Here is a 23309-nt window from a genome sequence, read left to right as displayed (position 1 = left end):
CCATCAATCAATGTCAACCGGATGCGGCAAGCGGCGCTCCAGCAGGCTGATCCAGCGGGTCAGCACCGGTGCATCGCTGTGGCTGACTTCACTTAATAACCGCCTAAAATTCTCTTTAGCTTGCTGGTCATTGGGTTCAATACGCGTTAACCATAGCTCAAGCGCTGCTAACTCCTGGTGACGATTACCGTGTTCGCGGGATTGGTTGATCGCCATTTCGGCAAGTGCCTTCACTTCATTGGCAGGGTGGCCTAGCAGATCGCGCACCTTGGCCAACTGAGTGGCTAACTCGGGTAGAAACAGCGTTGTACGCTCACGGGCAATGACCAAACAATGGTCCAGGTAGTCTTCCGCAGCATTTAACTCACCAAGCTCAATACAGGCATCCGAGTACCACAGCACCGGTCGTTGATAGCGATCCCGTCCATTCAGCTCCGCCATTTGGTCCAAGCTGTCGCGCACCTGAGTTAGTCCGGCTACATCCCCCGCTAGCGCCCGTTGCCAACCCAAAATACTTTGGGCGGCAATCTGCCACAGCTGTAAATCCGGCGTACCCGTCATTGCCACCGCACGTTCTGCGTGCCGGACAGCCAGATGGACATGGCCAAGCTGACGATATAGTGCAGCAGCAAATAGTAGCGCCAGCGCCAAAGTGCCGGGATGTGCAATTTTCTCCGCCAACCGAATCGCCGCCGAAACCTGGCGCTCGGCGCGCTGATAATCACCCCGCAGGCACAGTGCCCAGCCCTGGAAGCAGGCAGCAGATACTTGCGGATGATCGGAGAACGGCAACCACTCGATCATCATCGGCACATTGAGCGGATCAATTTCATCTAAATGATCATGGGCCTGCTGAATACGTCCAGCCCAATATTCGCAGTTAGCGCGAGCATAGTCAGCCAAACGCCGGTAGCGTGGATCTTCAAGCCGTCCAGCGATATCCGCGAGGGTCGAAGCGAGCGCAAAAGCATCCGCATGGGCGTAACGCTGGCTACGCCCTACCCAGAGCCCCCACTTAACCAGGAATATTTGCTCTAAATCTTCGGAATCTTCCAAGCTATCGCTACCCGATTCACGCAGCAGTTCGCGGGCGCGCACAAAGCTTTCGTGGGCGATCGGCGAACCATGACCCTCCAACGAAAACGCCGCCTGGCCACGCACGGTCAGCAGACTTACTTCACGCTCAATTTCGTGCTCTACGTGGCGCAGGCTGGCCAAGCCGAAATCGGCCATACGTAGCGCCGTTCGGTTAGCGCTGACTTTTAAAGCCTCCCGGGCAGCTAGTTCAAAGTAGCGTGCACCTCGAGCGTAGTGGCCGCTGCGCCGTAAATGAGTGGCAAAGTCACCGGGGTGGCGACTTATCCAAACAGGGAAGCGCTCTTCAATCAAAGTCACCACCTGCTGATGAAGCTTCACCCGTACATCCCGTGGGCAAGAGAGATAGGCCGCTTCCTGCAGCAGTTGGTGGCTGAATTGATACTCGTGTTCACCGCTGTCTTTTTCAACCGGCTCAACAATTTCCAATGTCCGCATATGCTCAAGCGCTTGGTTGAGGCGGCCTTTTTCCCAACCGCAGCACTCAAGCAGAAAATCCAGCCGGAAACGCTTACCCAACACCGCCGCTACATGGGCAATTTCGCGATCGCTTTCTAACTGATCAATACGACTTGCCAACAGACCTAAGAGTCCTTTGGGCAATTCATCGAACTCTACGCTGCGCCCTTCTCGGCGATCCATGTCCAAGCGTCGGCAGATCTCCTGCATATACAGTGGCACACCATCACAGCGCTCGATAATTTGATTACGCAGCCGTGGACTCAGATGAATACGATAACGGCGAGACAACTGAGACAGTAGCCGCGAAGACTGCGACGCGTCTAAATTGCCTAAACTTATTTGCTGATCCCAGTGCAGTTTCACCGGCAGCAGCTCCCGTCCATGGTGGCTAGCCACTAGCATAAAGGCGGTATTGATCGGTAAACGCGCCTGCAGGCCTGCTAAAACTTTAAAGGAGGGTTCATCAAGCCACTGTAGATCGTCAATCATCAATACCAGCGTATGAGTAGTGGCTTGGCGTTCTATTAAGCGATGCAGAAGCATCACCACTAGCTCCACAGCTTCACCACTTTGAGCAAGCTGAGTAATCTCCTGAACGTCATGAACGCCAAGCGCCTCTTCCAACAAATGCTGGCGATCTGGCTCAAGCTGATCAAATTCCAACATTGCTTGGAGCTCATGAATGGCCTCAATGGTTAGCGTCTGCTGGAGATACCAACTGATCAGTGTCCGAGCAACGCCGTAAGGATCTAGCACCGACAGTCGCGTGGTGGGCTGCCAGCAAATAACCGCATCGCGGCTAAGCTCAAATTGGCGAAAACCGACCATTAGCGCCGATTTACCCATTCCAGACGCCCCACGCACTAAGACACTTTGCCGCAAGCCAATGCCCGCCCGCGCTAGCGCATCACGCAGAGTGCGTAGCGAGGTTTCACGTCCTACCAAGCTAGGCGGCAGCGCATCTCGGCCACCTTCGTTGTGGCCCAGTACCAGGGCGCGTAAGCGAACCCGGCCATCGCTGGCAACCAGCCGCGACGCCAGTCGAGGCTGAAGGTCAAGCGCCGGTGGCATGTGCTGGCTAGCCTCTTGTGAGATCACCAGCTCACTGCCCTCAGCGGCACTCATTAGTTCTAATGACGTTTGGGTGACTTGCCCCAGGGGGTCGGCCAACTGCCGCTCAGGCAAATAAACCACCCGGCCGCTGTGCAAACCAGCGGCCAGCTCAAATTGCGGCACTTCGCCTTCGCCGACCCAGTGACGCGCACTCTCTTGAGGCAACGCCTGGCGGCAGTGCTCGTAGAGCGCTACCAATTCAGCCAGCTGATGAGCGGGGCCATGGGTACCAAAACAGGCCAAGCCTAAACCGCCGGTGGCACCAGGCAACCAAAAACCGCCCAGGTGATGGCACTGCTGCTCTAACCAGCGCAATAACTCAATCTGCAGAGCGAGGCAGTGACGCGTCGCAGCGCGATCTTGCCAATCACCTTTCAAGCGCAAGCGTATTGCCATAACAGAGAGCTGACGCAGCTCAATTTCATCTTCACGCAGCGGCTTGCTGTCTGCGGCCAACGCGCGTGAAAAAGCCCCCTGAGGGCTCATCATGCGCGGGTCGTGATGGCCGTCAGACCAGTAGCTAGCTAGCTGTAAAAAGCTGGGCTCTGGCTGCTGGCCCGACAATGCCAATAGTTGCAAGTAACTATTATATTGTTCGTGCGCGGCGGCCATTTGATTTTGTTCGGCCAACTGGCGTACCAAACGCTCATGAAAAGGACCGTAGCCAGAAAAGCGGCTGACCAGGGTTTCCAAGATGGGGTCAGGAACATCGGCGTGCGCTTCAAGCACCTGTTCTGCAAACCGAATAACCCGTTGACGCCACTCATTGCGGACCTGCACTAACCAGCGCTGAAATTCACTGCAGTTTGCTAGCTGTAGTTCTTCGATCAGGTCGCCTTGGTAGCAGACCATCAAGGCTTCAAGGGTATCTAAGTCGCGGGGGCCTTCAAGTAACTGCTGAAGCGTATGCAGATCTACTTGCCAATTGGCGGGTAACTGAAAGGCAATCGTTTGCCGTGAGACGCTTAACACTTGGTCAGCGCTCTCGCCTAACGACTGACGTAAACAGTGCAGCGCGTGACGCAAATTAGTTCTACCCGACGACAGCCCTTGGTCAGGCCACAAAAGCTCCGCCAAGGCGGCTCGATTAACCGGCTGACGATGCAGCAGTAGATAAACGAGCAACGCCTTCACTTTGTCGTAGCTAAAATGGGTTAAAACATCTTCGCCTTGAGTAAGCGAAAAATGCCCAAAAAGAGTTAATTGGTCATTCTCACGAGCATCGCGCATGATAAACATCCTGCCGGGCTAAGCGGCTTAAGCTGGTACACCGCTATGAAAACGAAAAGCCGTATCGGGCGAAGTAATCAGCTCCGCTTCACGCGCCACAAAAAAAGCGATCCGCTCATCGATCGAGTCAGCTGTTTGCTGACGCGCCAGTAACAAATAGTCCTCAAAATGACGACCTTCAGACTTCACCAAGGTGCGATAAAACCTGGCGAGCTCTTCGTCTAAGTAAGGAATTAAGCAAGCGAAGCGTTCACAGCTACGCGCTTCAATGAGAGCACCTATGATTAGCACATCAATTAGCCGTTCAGGGTCATTACTGCGCAGGTGGCGTCTGAGCCCTTCGGCGTAGCGAGAGGCTGTTAAATGCTGATAGGCCACACCGCGTGACTCCATCAGAACAACCACCTGCTCAAAATGCAGCAGCTCTTCGCGCGCTAATTGAGACATTTTGCTCAACAATATCGGCTGGTCTACGTAGCGGTAGAGCAGACTCATCGCCGTTGAAGCGGCTTTTTTTTCACACTGAGCATGGTCAATCAGCAGTGTATCGGGGTTTTCGAGCGCCCACTGCAGCCAGGCGTCAGGCGTTGCACAAGCCAAAAACTGATGCAAACTTTCCGGCAATAGATCATCCGCTTTCACCGCGTGATCAGCCGTTCGCAAGGCACTCGCTTGCATAGAGGAGTGTGACACTCCAGGTTGTATCAACATAATACCATCACCAAGCCTACATCTCATTATTGTACAACATATAAGCATTCAGGACGCTTGTTCCCTGTTGCATTGCGTTCTTCATAGTCTGCATCGTCTATAACTAATGTAGTTGCGCATTTAAAAATGCTCCACACACTTTCGTTCAACACGCAGATACAGGCACCCCGGTCACTAGCGTGACACTATGGTTATAAAGTGAGGACTATGGTAACGCGCTGTAACCATAATCACACCCGTAATCACCCTCCCGCAGCGGGCGGTTAACTGACAAAAGGGAAAAAACCTTCCCGACTTTGAGCCAATGGGCTAATAAAAAGCGCTTTTTTGATCAGTTCAAATCGTGGCATCAACATAAAGTACAACAGCCGTCTCTGCTTGCCAGCTTAACATTGTCGACAGTTTGGCGTAGAATATCTGTCATTCAATCACACGCAGTTGTCAAGCGTATGTCATATGTGACCAGTTCCACTTTGTAATGCTGCGCGGCGAACACCGTGCAACGTGTGGGCGTCACCATAAAGTAAATGAGAACATCAAAGAGAGGGCCCCAACGTGCTTGAAGCTTACCGCCAACATGTCGAGGAACGTGCCGCCGAGGGCGTCCCGCCCAAACCACTAACCGCCGAACAAGTAGCTTCACTGGTTGAGCTACTGAAAACACCACCAGCCGGTGAAGAGGAGTTCATCCTCGATTTAATCACCAACCGCGTCCCACCGGGTGTTGACGAAGCCGCTTATGTAAAAGCCGGTTTTCTCACCGCGATCGCCAAAGGCGAAGCAAGCTCTCCGCTGATCGACAAGGTTCACGCCGTTAAGCTGCTCGGCACCATGCAGGGCGGTTATAACATTGTTTCCATGGTTGAGCTCCTCGATAATGAAGAGCTTGCTCGTGAAGCGGGTGAACAGCTCAAGCACACGCTGCTGATGTTTGATGCTTTCCACGACGTGGAAAGCCGCGCCAAGAACGGCAATAGCATTGCTAAAGAGGTTATTCAGTCCTGGGCAGACGCCGAGTGGTTCCTGTCTAAGCCTGCACTGGCTGAAAAAATCACCCTAAGTGTGTTTAAAGTCCCTGGCGAAACCAATACCGACGACCTGTCTCCCGCGCCGGATGCCTGGTCACGCCCGGACATCCCGCTCCACGCCAATGCCATGCTTAAAAACGAGCGTGACGGCATTGAGCCTGTCGTCCCAGGCACCACTGGCCCGCTTAAGCAGATCGAAGAAGTTAAAGCCAAAGGTTTTCCGGTCGTCTACGTAGGCGATGTTGTCGGCACCGGCTCATCGCGTAAGTCAGCCACCAACTCTGTACTGTGGTTCTTCGGCGACGATATCCCCTACGCCCCCAACAAGCGCGCTGGCGGCTTCTGCTTTGGCAGCAAAATTGCCCCGATCTTCTTTAATACCATGGAAGATTCAGGCGCCTTGCCGGTTGAAATGGACGTCACCAATCTGAACATGGGCGATGTCATCGATGTTTACCCCTACGCGGGTAAAGTGTGCAAACACGATAGCGATGACGTTATCACCACCTTTGAGCTTAAAACGCAGCTGATTCTGGACGAAGTACGCGCTGGCGGCCGTATTCCCCTGATCATTGGCCGTGGACTAACCGGCAAGGCACGTGAGTCCCTGGACCTACCGCCCTCTGACGTTTTCCGCCTATCTGACCAACCTAAAGATACCGGCAAAGGGTTTACTTTAGCTCAGAAAATGGTTGGCAAAGCGTGTGGCATGGACGGCGTTCGCCCCGGTATGTACTGCGAACCCAAGATGACCACCGTTGGCTCACAGGACACCACTGGCCCGATGACCCGTGATGAGCTGAAAGACCTTGCCTGCCTGGGCTTCCAGGCAGATCTGGTCATGCAGTCGTTCTGCCATACCGCCGCTTACCCGAAGCCGGTGGATGTAGATACCCACCATACGCTGCCCGACTTCATCATGAACCGTGGCGGCGTTTCGCTGCGCCCCGGCGATGGCATCATCCACAGTTGGCTGAACCGCATGCTGCTGCCCGACACAGTGGGTACCGGCGGTGACTCGCACACCCGTTTTCCGCTCGGCATCTCGTTCCCGGCCGGCTCGGGCCTGGTTGCCTTTGCCGCTGCTACCGGCGTCATGCCGCTGGATATGCCGGAATCGGTACTGGTTCGCTTTAAGGGCAAGCGCCAGCCTGGCGTAACCCTGCGCGATCTGGTTCACGCCATTCCGCTCTACGCGATTAAGCAAGGCCTACTGACCGTTGATAAATCCAACAAGAAAAACGCCTTCTCGGGGCGCGTGTTGGAAATTGAAGGCCTGGAAGACTTAACCGTTGAGCAAGCTTTTGAGCTTTCTGATGCGTCTGCCGAGCGATCCGCCGCAGGCTGTACCATTACCCTCTCTGAAGAGAGCGTTACCGAATACCTGAAGTCCAACATCACTCTGTTGAAGTGGATGATGGCCAACGGTTACGGCGACGAGCGCACCATTAGCCGTCGTATTGAAGGCATGCAAGCGTGGTTGGCCAACCCCAGCCTGATGCGTGCTGACCCGGATGCCGAGTACAGCGAAGTTATCGAAATTGACCTGGCTGAAATTAAAGAGCCGGTTCTGTGTGCGCCGAATGACCCGGACGATGCGCGCCTGCTGTCTGAAGTGGCAGGCCAGAAAATCGACGAAGTCTTTATCGGGTCATGCATGACCAACATCGGCCACTTTCGGGCTGCGGGCAAGTTGCTTGAGAAGCAGCCTGCCGGCAGTTTAAAAACCCGGCTGTGGCTGGCACCACCGACGAAAATGGATCAGCATCAGCTGACCGAAGAGGGCTACTACGGCATTTACGGCCGTGCCGGTGCCCGCATGGAGATGCCGGGTTGTTCACTGTGTATGGGTAACCAGGCTCGCGTTGCCGCTAAGAGCACCGTGGTGTCTACGTCTACACGTAACTTCCCGAATCGCTTGGGTGACGGTGCCAATGTGTACCTAGCCTCTGCGGAACTGGCGGCCGTTGCCGCAGTAGAAGGACGCCTACCCAGTGTTGAAGAGTATCAACGCTATATGGGTGAATTTGACGCTATGGCGGGCGAGATTTATCGTTATATGAACTTTCACGAGATTGAGGAGTATCAAAAGATCGCCTCAAACGTGATTCCGGTCGCTCAGGAAGCTTAAGCTTGTTAAGCACTTGAGAGAGACCGCCCCATCGCCGATGCTCGCACCATCGCAGACGATGTGACCCGTCGCATCTTCTGAGTCGATGACCGAACGCCCCGCCACTGTTCTACAGGGCGGGGCGTTTTTTTTGCACGGCCCGGTTAGCTGCCTATGCTGACACTAAACACTCTAAACGGAGCACATGATGACGGACTCGATTGAAATAGTGACGCCCGATCTCTGCGATGCACATCCAGAAGTGGCAGTACTTGAACCCTTGTTTGCCAACTTTGGCGGCCTTGACGCCTTTTATGGCCCTATTCGTACGATAAAGTGCTTTGAAGATAACTCAATGGTGAAGCAAGCTGTCGCCGAGGCGGGCAACGGCGCGGTGCTGGTGGTTGATGCGGGAGGTTCACACCGCTGCGCCATGCTGGGCGATATGCTCGCCGAGCAGGCCGTTGCCAACGGCTGGGCGGGCGTCGTCATGTACGGCTGCGTGCGCGATGTGGATATACTCGCCACCCTACCGATCGGGGTTCAGGCGCTGGGCAGCCACCCGCGCAAAAGTGAAAAACGCGGCGAAGGACAGCGTGATATGGATGTCACCTTTGCCGGTGTCACCCTGCGGCCCGGCCAGTGGCTGTACGCAGATAACAACGGCATTATTGTTGCTGAGCATGAGCTGCTGCTTGCTTAACAACAACGTTGTATTGACGAAGTTTGTTTTAAATAGAGCCCCTTGCCAGGTGTGGCGGTTACTGCCACCCTGGTGGCTCATCCTTACCGTTTAATGACGATGCAGCCTTTGACCTACCTTGGCTCTGCCTTACTACGCACGTTGCGCGATCATCTTCGCCCACTGATCGCCTACCACCTATTTTTTACCCTACTCGCCTCAGCCTTACTGCTGCCAGCGATCACCTGGGTGACGCGTGGACTACTGGCCCAGCTCAACCGCACCGTGGTCACCAACGGCGAGTTGATTGCGCTACTCTTCAGCCCGCTGGGACTGGTCGGCATGCTGGTAGGTCTTGGGTTCACTTTTGTGATTATTTACTGGCAGCAGGCGGGCATGCTGCAGGTGGCCGTCAGGCCCCGCGACAACCACTATCGGCTAGCCCTCGAAGCACTCTGGCTGAGCACCCGACGGCTGCCTGCTCTAACGGGCCTGGTCATACTCCAGGTAGGCACCCACTTATTACTGCTGGCCCCCTTTATGACCGGGCTGGCATGGCTTTACGATATCTGGCTAAGCGGTATAGACCCCTACTATCTACAACGTGTGCGCCCTCCCGCACTGTGGTATTTCATTGCCTGCGCACTGCCGCTAATTATCGCCTGGATGTGGGCAGCGGCATGGCTCTACCTGCGTTGGCTACTAGCGCTGCCCCTAGTAGCCCTTGAACGCAGCAACCCGTGGCAGGCACTCAAACGCAGCGTAACCCTGACTCGAGGCTGGCGTCGCTCCATTGGCGCTGCGGTGCTTCTACTCTTAGTGCTGATTGTCAGTTTGCCGCTGTTGGTGACACTACTGTTTGACCGGCTATTTACGCCGCTGCTGTGGTGGCTACCTGAGCATAATGCCGTGCTTATCCCGGCGATGCTCGCCTACTTACTCGGCTATGTGCTGGTCACTCTGGCCATTACTTTTATCGGTATTGCCGCCAATGCGCTGCTTTCCGCCTGTCTGTATATGCAGTTGGCCCACAGCGAACCCCGCCCAGCGGCTCCTGCTGGGGACATTAACGCAGGCAAACTGGCCTGGGCGGTTGAACTCAGTGTGCTTATTTTTGCCGGCCTTCAAGCGTGGTGGATTCTGAATAGCTTTGAAATACGCGACAACGTCGCAGTCATTGCTCATCGCGGCAGTTCCATGGTGGCGCCTGAAAATACCCTGGCCGCGTTGGAGCAGTCGCTGATCGATGGCGCTGACTATATTGAAATTGACGTGCGTTTGAGCAGCGACCACCAGGTAATGCTCTATCATGACCGCAGCATGGCACGGTTAACCGGCGATAATCGCGAGTTTGGAGAACTGACCCGAGAGCAACTTAGCCAATTCGATGTAGGCAGTTGGTTTGGCGATGCTTTTCAAGGCGAGAACATTCCCGGCTTGGACGAGGCACTCAAAAGCGTTCGTGGCAAAGCGGGGTTAATGATTGATATCAAGCCTCTACCAGGCCAAGAGCAGGCCTTGGCCGATGCCGTTATTGACGCCTTGAATGCAGAGAGTGACGTGCGCTATCGCTGCTGGGCGACCCAACAAAGCGCTTTCGACGGTTATACGGCTTGCGGTTTCCCTAATGCGCTAATGGACATGCGTATGGCCACCATGTCGCCATCACTGTTGGAATACCTTAATGACCACGCGCCAGCGCTGCGCGTTACCTTACTGGCCCAGCTTATTCTGCCCGGCACACTGGATCGGCGCGACTTTGATGCACTGGGTCTACGGCATAACCGTATCACGCAAGGGGAAATACGCTTAGCGCGCCTATATGGCTACGAAATACACGCCTGGACAGTCAATGATCGCGCCCGAATGTCGACGCTGATCGATCTGGGTGTCGATGCAATCATTACCGACTACCCAGATCGCTTAACCGAACTTATTCATGACCGCCGCGAATTAAGCGACGGTGCGTTAATGCTGGTGAAGCTGCGCAACTGGCTGCGCCAATAGGATTGACTTAATCGCCCATCACCACGCCCTCACGCCGCGGGTCAGCCCCACCAAACAGAGTGCCGTCTTTAAGGCGCATGATTGCCTGAAGGCCGCTGGTTAGCTCACGTTCGCTCACCGTGTGGCCTCGTTCGCGCAGCGCGTCGATGGTTGTTTCAGGAAAACGTCCTTCTTCGACAAACACATCGCCGCCTAGCGTAATCGCATGGGGAAGATTCAGCGCCTCCTGTGCACTCAGCCCCCAATCACGCAGCGCTAATAGCGTACGAGCGGTGTAGTGAATAATCGCCGCACCACCGGGTGACCCCAAGCTCGCCACTAACTCACCGCTTTCCTGATCAAACACCAGCGTGGGGCTCATGCTGGAACGCGGCCGCTTACCAGGCTCCACTCGGTTAGCGACCGGTGCGCCATCCACTTCAGGCTCAAACGAGAAATCGGTGAGCTCGTTATTAAGCAAGAAACCACCGGCTAGACCTGTCCCTCCATCCGAAAGAATCCGCGAACCAAACGCCTGCTCGATGGTGGTAGTCATGGCAACCGAATTACCATCCTCATCGATAATACTGATATGGCTGGTACCGTACTCAGGCTGTTCTGGCTGACTAGCCCAACTAACGGCCAGCTCACCAGGGTTGCCCGGTTCAGCGCTGTCACCCATGCTCATCTCTTTAATCAGGGCACTGCGTTGCTCTAGATATGCGGGAGCCAGCATCGACGACCAGTCACCGCCCGGCGCCTCGACAAAATCAGGATCGGCTATGTAGCGGCCTCGATCAGCAAACGCCAAACGTGAAGCCTCTAAAAACTGATGTAGCCACCCGCTGCTTGAAACGCCATTATCTAACGGCGCTTCAAGCATCGGCTGTTGGTCAAGCATACCCAAAATCTGCATTACAGTGAGATGCCCCGAAGAAGGCGGGGGAAAACCGCACACTTCCCACTGCTGCCAGGGAGTGCAAATCGGTTCACGATCAAGCGCCTCATAACCGCTCATGTCCTCAACCGTTAAACTACCTGGGCGCTTAGGGTGATTTTGCACCCGCTGGACAATATCTTCTGCCACTGCGCCTTCATAGAGAGCGGCACTGCCTTGCGTTGCCACGCGGCGGAAAACTTCTGCCAAGGCAGGGTTTTTGAGCGTTTCACCCACGGCGATGGGTTCGCCTTCAGCATCGTAATAAAATTTGCTCGCCAAAGCGTCTTCCGACAGAAACTCATCGCTGGCAAGGCTGGTATGCAACCGATTGCTAACAGCAAAGCCCTTTTCCGCCAAAGTAATCGCTGGCGTGAACAACTCTTCCCAGGCTAACTCACCGTGCTCAGCGTGCGCTTTTTCAAGCATCCTCAGCGTGCCGGGCACGCCTACCGAAAGACCACTTGCGACCGCGTCGTTGAATGTCAAAGGCTCGCCATTTTCTAGAAATAGCTCACCGGTAACGCCTTGCGGTGCGGTTTCGCGACCGTCATAGGCACGAACATCCTCGCCGTCGTAGTGCATCAAAAATGCACCACCACCAATACCGCTCGATTGCGGCTCAACCAAATTCAGCACCATCTGTACCGCTATGGCGGCATCGATGGCATTACCACCGGCTTTGAGCACCTGATAACCCGCATCGGTCGCCAGCGGATTAGCTGCAGCCACAGCAAACGACTCAGCTGACCAACCGGGCTTCTCTTCATAGCCCGACTCACTTTCAGGGGAAATGGAGGGCGCCTCATAGCTAAACCCCCAGCTATAAAGCGGTAAAACCAGCAAACTTGGCAGCGCAAACTTAACCCGTTTTGGGGACATCACAGCGTTCTCCCGCGACTTGTGAAACATCAGAATCTGGTTATTTTTAAAACCGTAAAACCAACTACAACAGAGTAGCCTATAAAAACATCAACGCCCGGCACAATGGCCGGGCGTAAATTAGTCAAAATAAATATAACTACTCGATTTTTTGTCCTGCGAGCATAAACCAGGTTTCCAATACCGCGTCGGGATTGAGTGACACAGAATCGATACCCTGCTCCATCAACCATTTAGCCAGATCGGGATGATCAGACGGCCCCTGCCCGCAAATACCGACATATTTCCCCTTTGCTTTACAGGCTTGAATTGCCATGGCCAGCAGTTTTTTGACTGCCCCATTACGCTCGTCAAACAGGTGCGCCACGATACCCGAGTCACGATCCAGGCCTAGCGTTAGCTGAGTCAGATCGTTTGAACCAATGGAGAAGCCATCAAAATACTCTAGGAACTCATCAGCCAGCAAAGCGTTGGCGGGCAGCTCGCACATCATAATTACTTTTAACCCGGTCGGGCCGCCACGCTCCAAACCGTTCGCTGCCAACAGGTCTACCACCTCCCGCGCTTCGTCGGTGGTACGCACAAAGGGCACCATGATTTCGATATTCTCAAAGCCCATCTCTTCGCGCACCCGCTTCAGAGCACGACACTCAAGCTCAAAACAGGGACGGAAAGCCTCTGAAATGTAACGCGACGCCCCCCGGAAGCCCAACATGGGGTTCTCTTCACCCGGTTCATAGAGCTTGCCGCCAATCAGGTTTTCGTATTCGTTGGATTTGAAGTCCGATAGCCGCACGATGACACGCTGGGGATGGAACGCAGCGGCTAGTGTGGAGATACCTTCGACCAATTTATCGACATAGAAACTGACTGGGTCGCTATAGCCCGCAGTACGCAGATCGATTACCTGCTGTAAATCCACCGGCAGCGTGTCGTACTCCAACAGCGCTTTGGGATGAACGCCGATCATGCGGTTAATGATAAATTCGAGTCGCGCCAAACCGACGCCTGCGTGGGGCAAACTGGCAAAACCAAAAGCGCGATCAGGGTTGCCCACATTCATCATGATTTTGAAGGGGATTTCAGGCATTGCATCGACACTGGAGACTTTGCACTCAAACTCCAGCAGCCCCTCATACACATTTCCGGTGTCGCCTTCCGCGCACGAAACCGTGACGTCGATACCCTCCTTCAATTGGGTCGTCGCGTCACCACACCCGACCACCGCTGGAATTCCTAGCTCGCGGGCAATGATCGCCGCATGGCAGGTACGCCCACCGCGATTGGTAACGATCGCGGAGGCCCGCTTCATGATCGGCTCCCAATCTGGGTCGGTCATATCGGTGACCAGAATATCGCCGTCGTGAATCTTATCCATGTCGTCAGGGCTGAGCACCACTTTCACGGTACCACGCCCAATGCGCTGACCAATCGCCCTTCCGGTAATCAGCGTGCGCCCCTTTTCGCGCAGTTGGAACCGCTCAAGCTTGCCGCCCTCCTGCTGAGAGACCACCGTTTCAGGACGCGCCTGAACGATATACAGCTTGCCGTCATCGCCATCCAGCGCCCACTCAATATCCATAGGCCGCTGATAGTGCTCCTCAATGGTCATCGCCTGACGGGCCAGGTCCATCACCTGCTGATCATTGATACAGAAACGACCACGGTCGCTATGGGGTACATCGACAGTTTCCACCGATTTACCCGCGCTGGCGTCCTGGCCATAAACCATCTTGATCAGTTTGGAGCCTAGGTTGCGGCGCAGCACCGCTGGACGGCCCGCCGCCAGGGTCGGTTTGTGTACATAGAACTCGTCAGGGTTAACGGCGCCCTGCACCACGGTCTCGCCCAAGCCCCAGGAACCAGTAACAAAAACGGCATCCTTAAAGCCGGATTCGGTATCTAATGTAAACATGACACCTGCCGCGCCGGTCTCAGAGCGCACCATCTTCTGCACGCCTGCGGACAAAGCGACATTCTCATGGGCATAGCCGCGATGCACGCGGTAGGAAATAGCGCGATCATTAAAGAGTGAGGCAAATACTTCGTGCACCGCACGCTTAATATTGTCGAAACCTTCAATATTAAGAAAAGTTTCCTGCTGACCCGCAAAAGAAGCGTCGGGTAGATCCTCTGCCGTCGCCGAGCTGCGCACGGCGACTTTTAACTGGGGATGCTGTTGCTGCAGCAGTCCGTAGGCATCGCGTAGGGCTGCTTCAAACGTAGGGGGTAACGGCGTGTCGATGATCCATTGGCGAATGTCACGGCCAGCTTCTGCCAAGGCCTTGACATCGTCTACGTCCAGACGAGCCAAAGTAGCATTAATACGCTCATTCAACCCTTCATGAGAGAGAAATTCGCGGTAAGCATGGGCGGTGGTAGCAAAGCCACCGGGAACCGTCACGCCAGCATCGGACAGATTAGAGATCATTTCACCCAGCGAAGCGTTCTTACCACCTACGCGTTCGACGTCGTCCATGCCCAATTGGTCGAACCACAGAATGTACTCTTCCACGTAACCCCCTCGCTCTTAGACATCGGCACGGCCACTCATAAAGCCACTAAGGGCATAGACAATGGGCCATGGATAACTCACTAGGACACCCTAGCACCGCGGCAATGCATTCGCCATTGGTCTAATAGCGAACAGAGTGGAGGATTTTTACAACAGCAGGCTTTTTTTGACCACTTATGTAGTCAGCCGCATTATCCGTTGTGATATTGGACTGAGCTTCCCAGATAACCTGGACTGTTAAGTTGGTCCGTTTAGCTGCACAGATCAGTTGTGCTGACCAATCGCTCGGCACACAATGTGCTGAACTATTCACGGGTGGATTTTGTTATGACGCGCACGGCTTTTTTTATTTCTGATGGTACCGGCATCACAGCGGAAAGCTTGGGGCGCAGCTTGCTAGCCCAATTCAGCGATGTCGATATCGATATGCAGACCAAGCCCTACATCGATACGGTAGAAAAAGCCCAGGCGCTGGCGTCCATCATTGAAGCGACGGCTGATCGGGACGGGTATCGTCCAATCATCATCGACACCATTGTTGACCAACAAATTCGCGATGTTATTCGTCAAGCATCGGGATTCAAAGTCGATATTTTTTCAACATTCCTCGAACCTCTGGAGCAGGAGCTGGAGACGCACTCATCCTATAGCGTGGGTCGCACTCACTCGATTGGCAGCGATGACGTCTATATGGATCGCATCCACTCCGTGCACTTCGCGCTAGATAACGACGATGGCGCGCGCACTCACCAATACGATAAAGCAGATATTATTCTGGTCGGCGTTTCGCGCTGTGGCAAAACCCCTACTTCGCTCTATCTGGCGCTGCAGTTTGGTATTCGGGCGGCTAACTACCCGCTGACGGAAGACGATTTAGATGAAGATGGTATGTTGAAACTACCCAAGGCACTAGTGCCTCATCGGCAAAAGCTGTTTGGCTTAACGATTGATGCGCGACGCTTGTCGGCGATACGCAACGAGCGTCGCCCCAATAGCCGCTATAGCTCAATGGATCAGTGCCTTCAAGAGGTAGAGCAAGCAGAGTCACTCTATCGCACTATGCACATACCGTTTATCGATGCGACGCGCTTTTCTGTCGAGGAAATTTCTACCCGCATGATTGCTGAAACCGGCTTAGCGAGGCGCTTTTCGCCCCGCTAAGCAGGGTAAATCGCTAGCTATTCAAGCTTACATGCCTTTGGGTGCAAAAATACCCGGGGCGTTGCGCCAGTAGCCTTTGTAATCCATCCCAAAGCCAAACACATAGCGGTCGGCGACTTCCAAGCTGCAGTAGTCGGCCTTCAAACCAGGCACTGCTTTACGGTCGTGCTGCTTATCGACCAGCACGGCGGTCGTGATACTCGCCGCCTGAGCTTCTTCACAGTAAGCCAAAATCGCCGCCAGAGTAGCGCCTTCGTCTAAGATGTCATCGACGATAACCACATGACGACCGGCCATCGGCACTTCGGGAGAAACCCGCCAAAAAAGCTCGCCACCACGTAGCTCGTTGCGGTAACGCGTGGCATGCAAATAGTCGACTTCCAGTGGAAAGCCTAAACGGGTAAGCAAGTGGCCCGTGGTAATCAAGCCACCGTTCATGACGCAGTAAAATACCGGCAGCTTATCACCTAAATCCCGAGTAATCTCTTCCGCCATGCGATCAAGTGCCCGCTCTACCTCGTGCTGCGAAATCAAACAGTCGGCGTTATCCATCAACTCACGCATTGAGTCCAACGACTCTAACGCCTCTTTATCCAACTTTGACATCTACCAACTCCAGAGCGGGGTATCAATTTCATTGAGGTAAACAAGTATTTATATAGCGTCGCGCGTTGTCTAACCCGCCAGCGCTTCTAACTTAGCGTGAGCACGACGCCAACGGCCCAGCGCGCTTAACGCATCAAGGTCAGGCCGCGCACGGCTATAACGCAGTTTGGCAGGACGCTTGGTATTAATACCTTGACACGCCTCCATCACATCAAGCGCGGCGGCTCGGTCGTTACACACCAGCAGCATATCGCAGCCTGCTGCCAGCGCCGCCTGGGCACGTGCTTTGGGGTCACCCGCTTCATGAGCGCCCGCCATACTTAAATCATCAGAAAACACACAGCCTTTGAAACCCAACGACTCACGCAGCATACCTAGCCAGCTTGGTGAAAAACCTGCTGGGCGCGTATCAAAAGCACTATAAATCACGTGAGCAGGCATGACCCCTTCTAGCTGCGCGGCTAAATGGGTGAACGGCACAAGATCGTGGTGTTTAATCACCTCTAGAGGGCGGTCATCCACCGGCAGGGCCACATGAGAGTCGGCGGCAACACCGCCATGGCCAGGGAAGTGCTTGCCGACAGCAGCCATGCCAGCATCGTGAAGCCCTTGGATAAACGCACTACCCAGCTGTGCTACATGCTGGGGATCGCTGCTAAAGCTTCGATCGCCAATCACACTGGATATACCGCTCTCTACATCCAACACAGGGGCAAAACTCAGGTCCAGCCCACAGGCCGCCATTTCCATCCCCAGTAGCCAGCCAGCATCTTTTGCTAATGCCAGACCATCTTCAGGGTTAGTGCGATAGCACTCGCCAATGCGCGCCATCGCAGGGAGACGGGTTAAGCCCTTTTTAATGCGCTGAACACGGCCGCCTTCCTGGTCAACGGCAAGCAACAAATCAGCTCGTACACGGCGAATGTCACTACACAGTTGGCGCACTTGATACCCGTCCTCGACATTACGGGCAAACAAAATGACGCCCCCTACCGTCGGTTCAAGCAACAAACGCTTTTCTGAGGCCGTCAATTTCGGGCCTTCAAGGTCGAGCATGACCGGGCCTAACGGTTGAGTCATGGTGATGGGTCCATTAAAAGGGGGATGATTCTAGACGATCAGCTAACAGTGTCCACATTTAAGTCGAAACAACGCTGCAAAAATCAGTCAAACGATTGCCGACCACCGTGTAGCCAAACGGCGGTACCCGGCAGCGCTAATGAAAAGATATACAGCAAATCGTGGTTACGTAAACGAATACAACCGTGGGAAGCGGCCATCCCCATGGGCTGATCGGCAGGTGTACCATGCAGGTAAATATAGCGCCGTTGGGAGTCAACCTGCCCCCCGCGGTTGACGCCTTTTTCCAAACCACACAGCCATAGGATACGAGTCAAAATCCAGTCACGCTCAGGATGCGTCTCGGCAAGTGCATTCGAATACACCTCCCCTGTCCAGCGACGGCCACGAAACACCGCGTTTTCCGGCCTATCACCACCAATCGCCGCGCGTATATAGTGCCACCCATGAGGCGTTTTACCGCTGCCCTCACGCTCTCCAATACCCGCTGCACCTGACGATATCGAACACTCGTGCAGCACTTTCGGCCCTCGCCAACAGCGCAAACGTTGCTGGGTGGTGTCAATTTCCAACCAGATATCTTCGATAGGGGGTAGTTCAGCTAGTGTGGGCGTTCGCATGTTTTCCTTCTTCAAGCTTTCCAGCGTCAAGGGCCATTGGTAACGGTGCATTCATGGCCGCCACGACCACTGGCCGCAAGCGCCTTACCAAATCACGCACGGTAACATGCTCATGGTAATCCTTTTCCGCAATATCACGCAGCGCATCAAGGCCGGAGAGCGTAAATATCACCGTACCGAGCATAAAGTGTAGCCGCCAAAAGCGTTCGGCGTCAGGCAAGTCAGGGGTGGCCTGACGGACAAGTTCAGTAAAGCGGGTAAACACATCGCCATACTCTTGTTGAATATGGCGCCTGAGATGTCCTTGCGCTTGGCTATAAGCTAGGCCCAGTAAGCGCATAAACACTTTTAAACTGTTGCGCTCGGCAGGCACTGCAAGCACCGTGCTTGCCATGCTTTCAAGCAGTGTTTCAAGCGGGATAACACGCCCTGCGTGCTGAGTTTCAAGTTCATCAAGCGCGGTATGAAAGCGCTGAGTAAAGGGATCCAGATAGCGGGAGAAAACAGCTTGAATAAGCGCCTTTTTAGAGCCGAAATGGTAATTCACTGCGGCTAAATTGACGCGCGCCTTGCTAGTGATGTTGCGCAGCGACGTTTCGGCAAAACCACGCTCTGCAAACAGCACTTCGGCGGTATCGAGTATACGGGTCACCGTATCAGATTGTGCCATTTTGTTCTCCAGGGAAACGGGTGTTTAAAACATTGTAAAATACTATTCCATTACCCAGGCAGTCTCAACGCTTGATTTACCAACTAAAGGCGGTGCCTTGTATAAGGAAAAGCTTAGTTTTAAACAATTAGCAAAATTATCGGGTCGCAAAAAATGGCTATTGACAAGCCATATACTGGACAGAGGAACATACTGTATACTTAACCACTTGTAGACTAAATCGTCATTTAATTCGTTACTGTCTATTCACTATTTATGGAGCTTGGTATGTCGCGTCCCCTAACCTCTCGCCAACAGCACGTATTTGATTTTATCGTTAAGACAATGGGCGAATTCGGCTACCCTCCTACTCGCGCAGAGATTGCCAAAGCGCTTGGTTTCCGCTCGCCAAATGCCGCTGAAGAGCACCTGCGCGCACTGGAGCGGAAAGGCGTTATTCGCATCATTCGCAATACCTCACGCGGTATCCGCCTGCCCAATCAAGAGCCGCAAGAGGCCCTGGACTCCCCCGTCACAGCCTTGCCCACCAATGTTGAGACACTGCCGACAGGCTTACCGGTGATTGGCGAAGTGGCGGCTGGCAGCCCCATTTTAGCCGCTGAGCATATTGACCGTTACTGCCCGTTACCCGCGGAGTATTTCACCCCGAAGGCCGATTATCTGCTGCGCGTGCGGGGTCTTTCGATGAAAGATATTGGCATTTTGGAGGGCGATTTACTGGCTGTACATCGCACCGACCGGGTACGCGATGGCCAGATTGTGGTTGCCCGCTTGGAGGATGAAGTAACGGTAAAACGTTTCAAACGCCAAGGGCACCAAGTAACACTGTTTGCTGAGAATGCCGAATTTGCACCAATCGTAATCGATTTACGCTCACAATCGCTTGATATCGAAGGCGTCGGCGTTGGCGTGATCCGTGGCGGCAACGGTCAGGCGCTCGGCTAGTAACTGACACTACTGCAGGTCGATATAGCGGTGGTCATTAAAAGTGGCCACCCAATTCGGATGGTAGACCAACAGAATGCTCAGCAGCATACCGGTGATAAACGCCTCGGAAGGCATTAGCAGCGGTAAGAAGCGCGCATACTCTTTGGCCAGATAAACTGCTTCAGGGTCAGCCCCCGCGACGATGATCAGCAATACGGCTGCAAGCCCCGTTCCCAGCGTGGCCAAAGCTGCGCCAAAAAAGCCGCAGGCAAATAGAAACACCATCAAATTATCCGGTAGGCGGCGATCGACCAGCCGCCATACCGCGCCAATAATCGCCGCAGGCACAATCCCAGTCACCAGCACATTCGCACCCAGCATCAGCCATTCATTACGTCCGATGACCACCATCGATACGTTAATCAGCACGTTACTGATCAACGCCAACGGCACTTTAAAGACCAGTGTCATTAATACGGTGAAAACAAGGTGCAGGGTCAGCCAGTCAACCGCCTGAGCGCGCAGTTGCCACATCAGCACTACCGCTAGCGTAGCACCTAACCAGCGGTGCTGAAGCGCAGGATCCATTATTAATGCCTGCCATGGCCGCCTCGAAAGCGCCCAGCCAACAACCCCCAAAGAGAGTAGCCAGGTGAGTATCAGCGCCCAGGGCGCTAATACGCTTTGTGCAAAAGACATGACGGCCTCGCTGGTTATCGAGCGTTAGCTAAAAACTACCGTTTTATTACCGTGCACCAGCACACGATCCTCTAAATGCCAGCGGAGACCGCGAGCAAGCACTGATTTCTCTACGTCGCGCCCAAATCGAACTAAATCTGTAGGCGTATGGCAGTGGCTAACACGATGGATATCCTGTTCGATAATGGGGCCTGCATCGAGTTCCTCAGTCACGTAATGACAGGTCGCGCCAATCAGCTTAACGCCCCGCTGGTAAGCCTGATGGTAAGGTTTCGCGCCCGCAAAAGAGGGCAGGAAACTATGGTGAATGTTGATCACGCGGCCCGTATAGCGCGCGCACAGCTCGGGTGGCAGGATTTGCATATAGCGTGCTAGTACCACGCAGTCAGCGCGAGCGCTGTCGATCTCTGCCTGAACCTTGGCAAAAGATGCCTCCTTATTGTCAGGGTCTACCGACACATAGTGGTAAGGAATACCGTACCATTCGGTCAGCGAACGCATATCGTCATGGTTGGATATTACCCCGACAATATCGCACTCCAACTCGCCCGCCTGCCAACGATAAAGTAGATCTACCAAACAGTGTGACTCTCGCGACACCATTAACACGACACGCCGACGCTTCTGAGTATCGACCAATGCCCACTGCATATTGAATTCACTCGCTACCGGCTCAAAGGCTGCCCGCAGAGCCTCCACCGACATGCCTACCGAATCCGCCAGAATTTCATAACGCATAAAAAAGCAGCCGGTTTCCAGATCGGAGTGTTGGCTTGCTTCAGTGATGGAGCCGCCCTGCTGGGCAATAAAACTTGAGACGCGAGCGACAATACCGACCCGATCAGGACAGGAAACCACTAAACGATAATAATGAGACATAAGAGCTTCTTTTGACCTATTTCGACCTGACTAATAAAAAAACCAACATAACAAAGCGTACGCTGAACCAGCGGCTTGAGACGTTAGCTGAGTTGCATCGTGCCTGAGTTGCATGGTGACTAAGCTACATAGTGTATCGGAAGGCCAAGGGTGATTGTTAGCCGCCCCTGCCTTCCCGTATAGTTAAAGCATTACTTTTTAGGCTTTTCATTACTGATGCATTCACCACGCGTTCAAATTCGTCCCCGTCGTCGTCCCCCGCTGCGCATCCTGCCGCTGGGAGGAAGCGGTGAGATTGGAATGAATCTAACGCTTTATGGCTATGACGATCACTGGATCGCCGTCGACTGCGGCATGATGATCCGCCAGGATCTACCTAACTCTCCGCTTCAAGTGCCCAACCTTGATACGCCAAAAGCATTAGGCATCACGCCTAAAGCACTATTTATTACCCACGGCCATGAAGATCATATCGGTGCAGTTGCCTGGCTCTGGCCCATGTGGAACTGCCCGATCTATGCCACCCCGCTCGCAGCAGGGCTATTAAGGTTGAAGTTTGCCGAGCACCAACTCAGCAGCGCCGCCATTCAGGTTATTGAACCCAACGAGGCGCTAGAAAGCGGGCCCTTTACGCTGCGCTATTTACTGCTGACACACTCAATACCGGAAAGCTGTGCGCTAATGATGCTCGCGGGTGGTTACCGGGTTCTACATACCGGGGACTGGAAGCTTGACCCGGAGCCGCTTATTGGAACACCGATAAACGCCGCGCAATTTAGAGCGCTTGCGCCCATCGATTTAGTGGTCGGTGACTCGACCAACGCCCCTATGCCTGGCCATTCTGGCAGCGAAGGGGATGTTGCCCGGGCGTTATCAAAAACCCTCAGTGAGTGTCAGGGCCGTGTGGTGGTCTCGTGCTTCGCTAGTAATCTTGCCCGGGTACTCGCTATTGGCCGCGCAGCGCAGCGGTGTGGACGGCGCATTAGCTTAATGGGCCGCTCAATGGAGCGCATGGTCAGCGTGGCACGCGGGTTGGGCTATATGGACGACTTACCACCACTGGTGCCCAACCATGATCTAGGGTACTTACCCCCGGATGAAGTAGTGATTATCGCCACCGGCAGTCAGGGAGAGCCGCGCGCAGCGCTTCAGCGCCTTGCGCAGGGGCGTCACCCGTTTGTCGATCTACAGCCAGGCGATAACGTTATATTTTCGGCTAAAGCCATTCCCGGCAATGAACGCCCTATTGAGCAACTCAAAAAACGCTTAGCCCATCTAGGGGTCCGTATATACGATGAGTTTACCCACCCTGAACTCCATGCCACCGGGCACCCTGCTCAAGAAGAGTTAATTAAGCTCTATCAATGGGTTCAACCAAAACACTTGATGCCTGTGCATGGCGAAGCGCGGCACCAGCAGTCTCATCAGGCCATTGCTCAACAGTTAGGCATTAGCGCACCGTTAGCGCCAATCAATGGTGATCTACTCTGCTTTGATAGCCACGGATTACGCTGCGAAGCACGCTATCCACAGCCTCCTTGCATTGTCAGCCAGAATAGCGTGATCCCCCACCCTGGCTTAGAGGTGAGCGATACGAAAGCGGCACGCCGGGGCAGCCTCTACTTAGCGTTACCGGTTACCGCCAGCGATACGGGCTGGACGCGAATTGGCCGCCTAATGCTCGATACGTCGGGCGCCCGCCCGCTGGATGAAGATAGCTTTAGCGATTGGCTGGATGATCAACTTGACGAAATAGTCGCTGACACCCTCGCTGACTTACGCCAAGCACTACAGCCGCGCCTAGTGCGCTGGCTAGCGGATCATATGCAACATCTGCCCGACGTACATCTACAAATTATGGCCGCCGAGATGCCGGAATTCGCCGACCTAGATAGCATAACTAATCGCTAAACCAG

General features: G+C 54.2%; 16 protein-coding genes. 6 read left to right on the top strand and 10 right to left on the bottom strand.

The window, feature by feature from the left end; genetic code table 11:
* Positions 1-3: 3 nt before the first annotated feature.
* Positions 4-3900, bottom strand: coding sequence for an AAA family ATPase (locus QT230_RS15405; RefSeq protein ID WP_308322864.1), 3897 nt, complete (start codon positions 3898-3900; stop codon positions 4-6).
* Between the two features lie 27 nt (positions 3901-3927).
* Entirely contained in the window at positions 3928-4578 is a 651-nt protein-coding gene (locus tag QT230_RS15400) for a tRNA-(ms[2]io[6]A)-hydroxylase (RefSeq protein WP_308322897.1), read from the bottom strand.
* Between the two features lie 588 nt (positions 4579-5166).
* On the opposite strand from QT230_RS15400, the gene acnB reads away from it, so the two are divergent.
* From acnB to QT230_RS15385, 3 genes are all read left to right on the top strand, one after another.
* On the top strand, positions 5167-7770 hold the full coding sequence (gene acnB / locus QT230_RS15395) for a bifunctional aconitate hydratase 2/2-methylisocitrate dehydratase (protein WP_308322863.1): 2604 nt from the start codon (positions 5167-5169) through the stop codon (positions 7768-7770).
* A 184-nt stretch (positions 7771-7954) separates the two neighbouring features.
* Entirely contained in the window at positions 7955-8452 is a 498-nt protein-coding gene (rraA, locus tag QT230_RS15390; RefSeq protein ID WP_374694473.1) for a ribonuclease E activity regulator RraA, read from the top strand.
* A 42-nt stretch (positions 8453-8494) separates the two neighbouring features.
* Positions 8495-10438 (top strand): glycerophosphodiester phosphodiesterase family protein, encoded by a 1944-nt coding sequence (locus QT230_RS15385; protein ID WP_308322861.1) that lies wholly within the window; start codon positions 8495-8497, stop codon positions 10436-10438.
* Positions 10439-10445: 7 nt separating this feature from the next.
* On the opposite strand, the gene ggt is transcribed toward QT230_RS15385, so the two are convergent.
* Both ggt and ppsA read right to left on the bottom strand, forming a co-directional pair.
* Positions 10446-12236, bottom strand: a complete 1791-nt coding sequence (gene ggt, locus QT230_RS15380) for a gamma-glutamyltransferase (protein ID WP_308322896.1) — start codon at positions 12234-12236, stop codon at positions 10446-10448.
* 139 nt (positions 12237-12375) lie between these two features.
* Positions 12376-14751, bottom strand: a complete 2376-nt coding sequence (gene ppsA / locus QT230_RS15375) for a phosphoenolpyruvate synthase (protein WP_308322860.1) — start codon at positions 14749-14751, stop codon at positions 12376-12378.
* 327 nt (positions 14752-15078) lie between these two features.
* Here ppsA and QT230_RS15370 point away from each other — a divergent pair, with 327 nt between their 5' ends.
* Positions 15079-15912 (top strand): pyruvate, water dikinase regulatory protein, encoded by an 834-nt coding sequence (locus QT230_RS15370; protein WP_308322858.1) that lies wholly within the window; start codon positions 15079-15081, stop codon positions 15910-15912.
* A gap of 27 nt (positions 15913-15939) precedes the next feature.
* Here the strand turns inward: QT230_RS15370 and QT230_RS15365 are convergent, their stop codons facing one another.
* From QT230_RS15365 to QT230_RS15350, 4 genes are all read right to left on the bottom strand, one after another.
* Positions 15940-16518 (bottom strand): hypoxanthine-guanine phosphoribosyltransferase, encoded by a 579-nt coding sequence (locus QT230_RS15365; RefSeq protein WP_308322857.1) that lies wholly within the window; start codon positions 16516-16518, stop codon positions 15940-15942.
* 69 nt (positions 16519-16587) lie between these two features.
* Positions 16588-17598: a beta-N-acetylhexosaminidase gene (gene nagZ / locus QT230_RS15360; RefSeq protein WP_308322856.1), complete on the bottom strand. Its 1011-nt coding sequence runs from the start codon at positions 17596-17598 to the stop codon at positions 16588-16590.
* 83 nt (positions 17599-17681) lie between these two features.
* Entirely contained in the window at positions 17682-18218 is a 537-nt protein-coding gene (locus QT230_RS15355; RefSeq protein WP_308322855.1) for a L,D-transpeptidase, read from the bottom strand.
* Positions 18196-18888: a TetR/AcrR family transcriptional regulator gene (locus QT230_RS15350; protein WP_308322854.1), complete on the bottom strand. Its 693-nt coding sequence runs from the start codon at positions 18886-18888 to the stop codon at positions 18196-18198. Before QT230_RS15350 ends, QT230_RS15355 begins: the two co-directional genes overlap by 23 nt.
* A gap of 267 nt (positions 18889-19155) precedes the next feature.
* Here QT230_RS15350 and lexA point away from each other — a divergent pair, with 267 nt between their 5' ends.
* Positions 19156-19833, top strand: a complete 678-nt coding sequence (lexA, locus tag QT230_RS15345) for a transcriptional repressor LexA (RefSeq protein WP_308322853.1) — start codon at positions 19156-19158, stop codon at positions 19831-19833.
* A 9-nt stretch (positions 19834-19842) separates the two neighbouring features.
* On the opposite strand, the gene QT230_RS15340 is transcribed toward lexA, so the two are convergent.
* Both QT230_RS15340 and purU read right to left on the bottom strand, forming a co-directional pair.
* A complete protein-coding gene (locus tag QT230_RS15340; RefSeq protein WP_308322852.1) occupies positions 19843-20514 on the bottom strand; it encodes an energy-coupling factor ABC transporter permease in 672 nt (223 codons plus the stop codon).
* Positions 20515-20538: 24 nt separating this feature from the next.
* Entirely contained in the window at positions 20539-21393 is an 855-nt protein-coding gene (gene purU / locus QT230_RS15335; RefSeq protein ID WP_308322851.1) for a formyltetrahydrofolate deformylase, read from the bottom strand.
* 300 nt (positions 21394-21693) lie between these two features.
* Here purU and QT230_RS15330 point away from each other — a divergent pair, with 300 nt between their 5' ends.
* Positions 21694-23304: a ribonuclease J gene (locus QT230_RS15330; protein WP_308322895.1), complete on the top strand. Its 1611-nt coding sequence runs from the start codon at positions 21694-21696 to the stop codon at positions 23302-23304.
* Positions 23305-23309: the final 5 nt, after the last annotated feature.

Origin of the sequence: Halomonas sp. SpR8, from assembly GCF_031010195.1 — a bacterium.
GTDB lineage: Bacteria > Pseudomonadota > Gammaproteobacteria > Pseudomonadales > Halomonadaceae > Vreelandella.
Note: the sequence above shows the minus strand (reverse complement) of the source record. Positions and strands in the feature narration are given on the sequence as shown.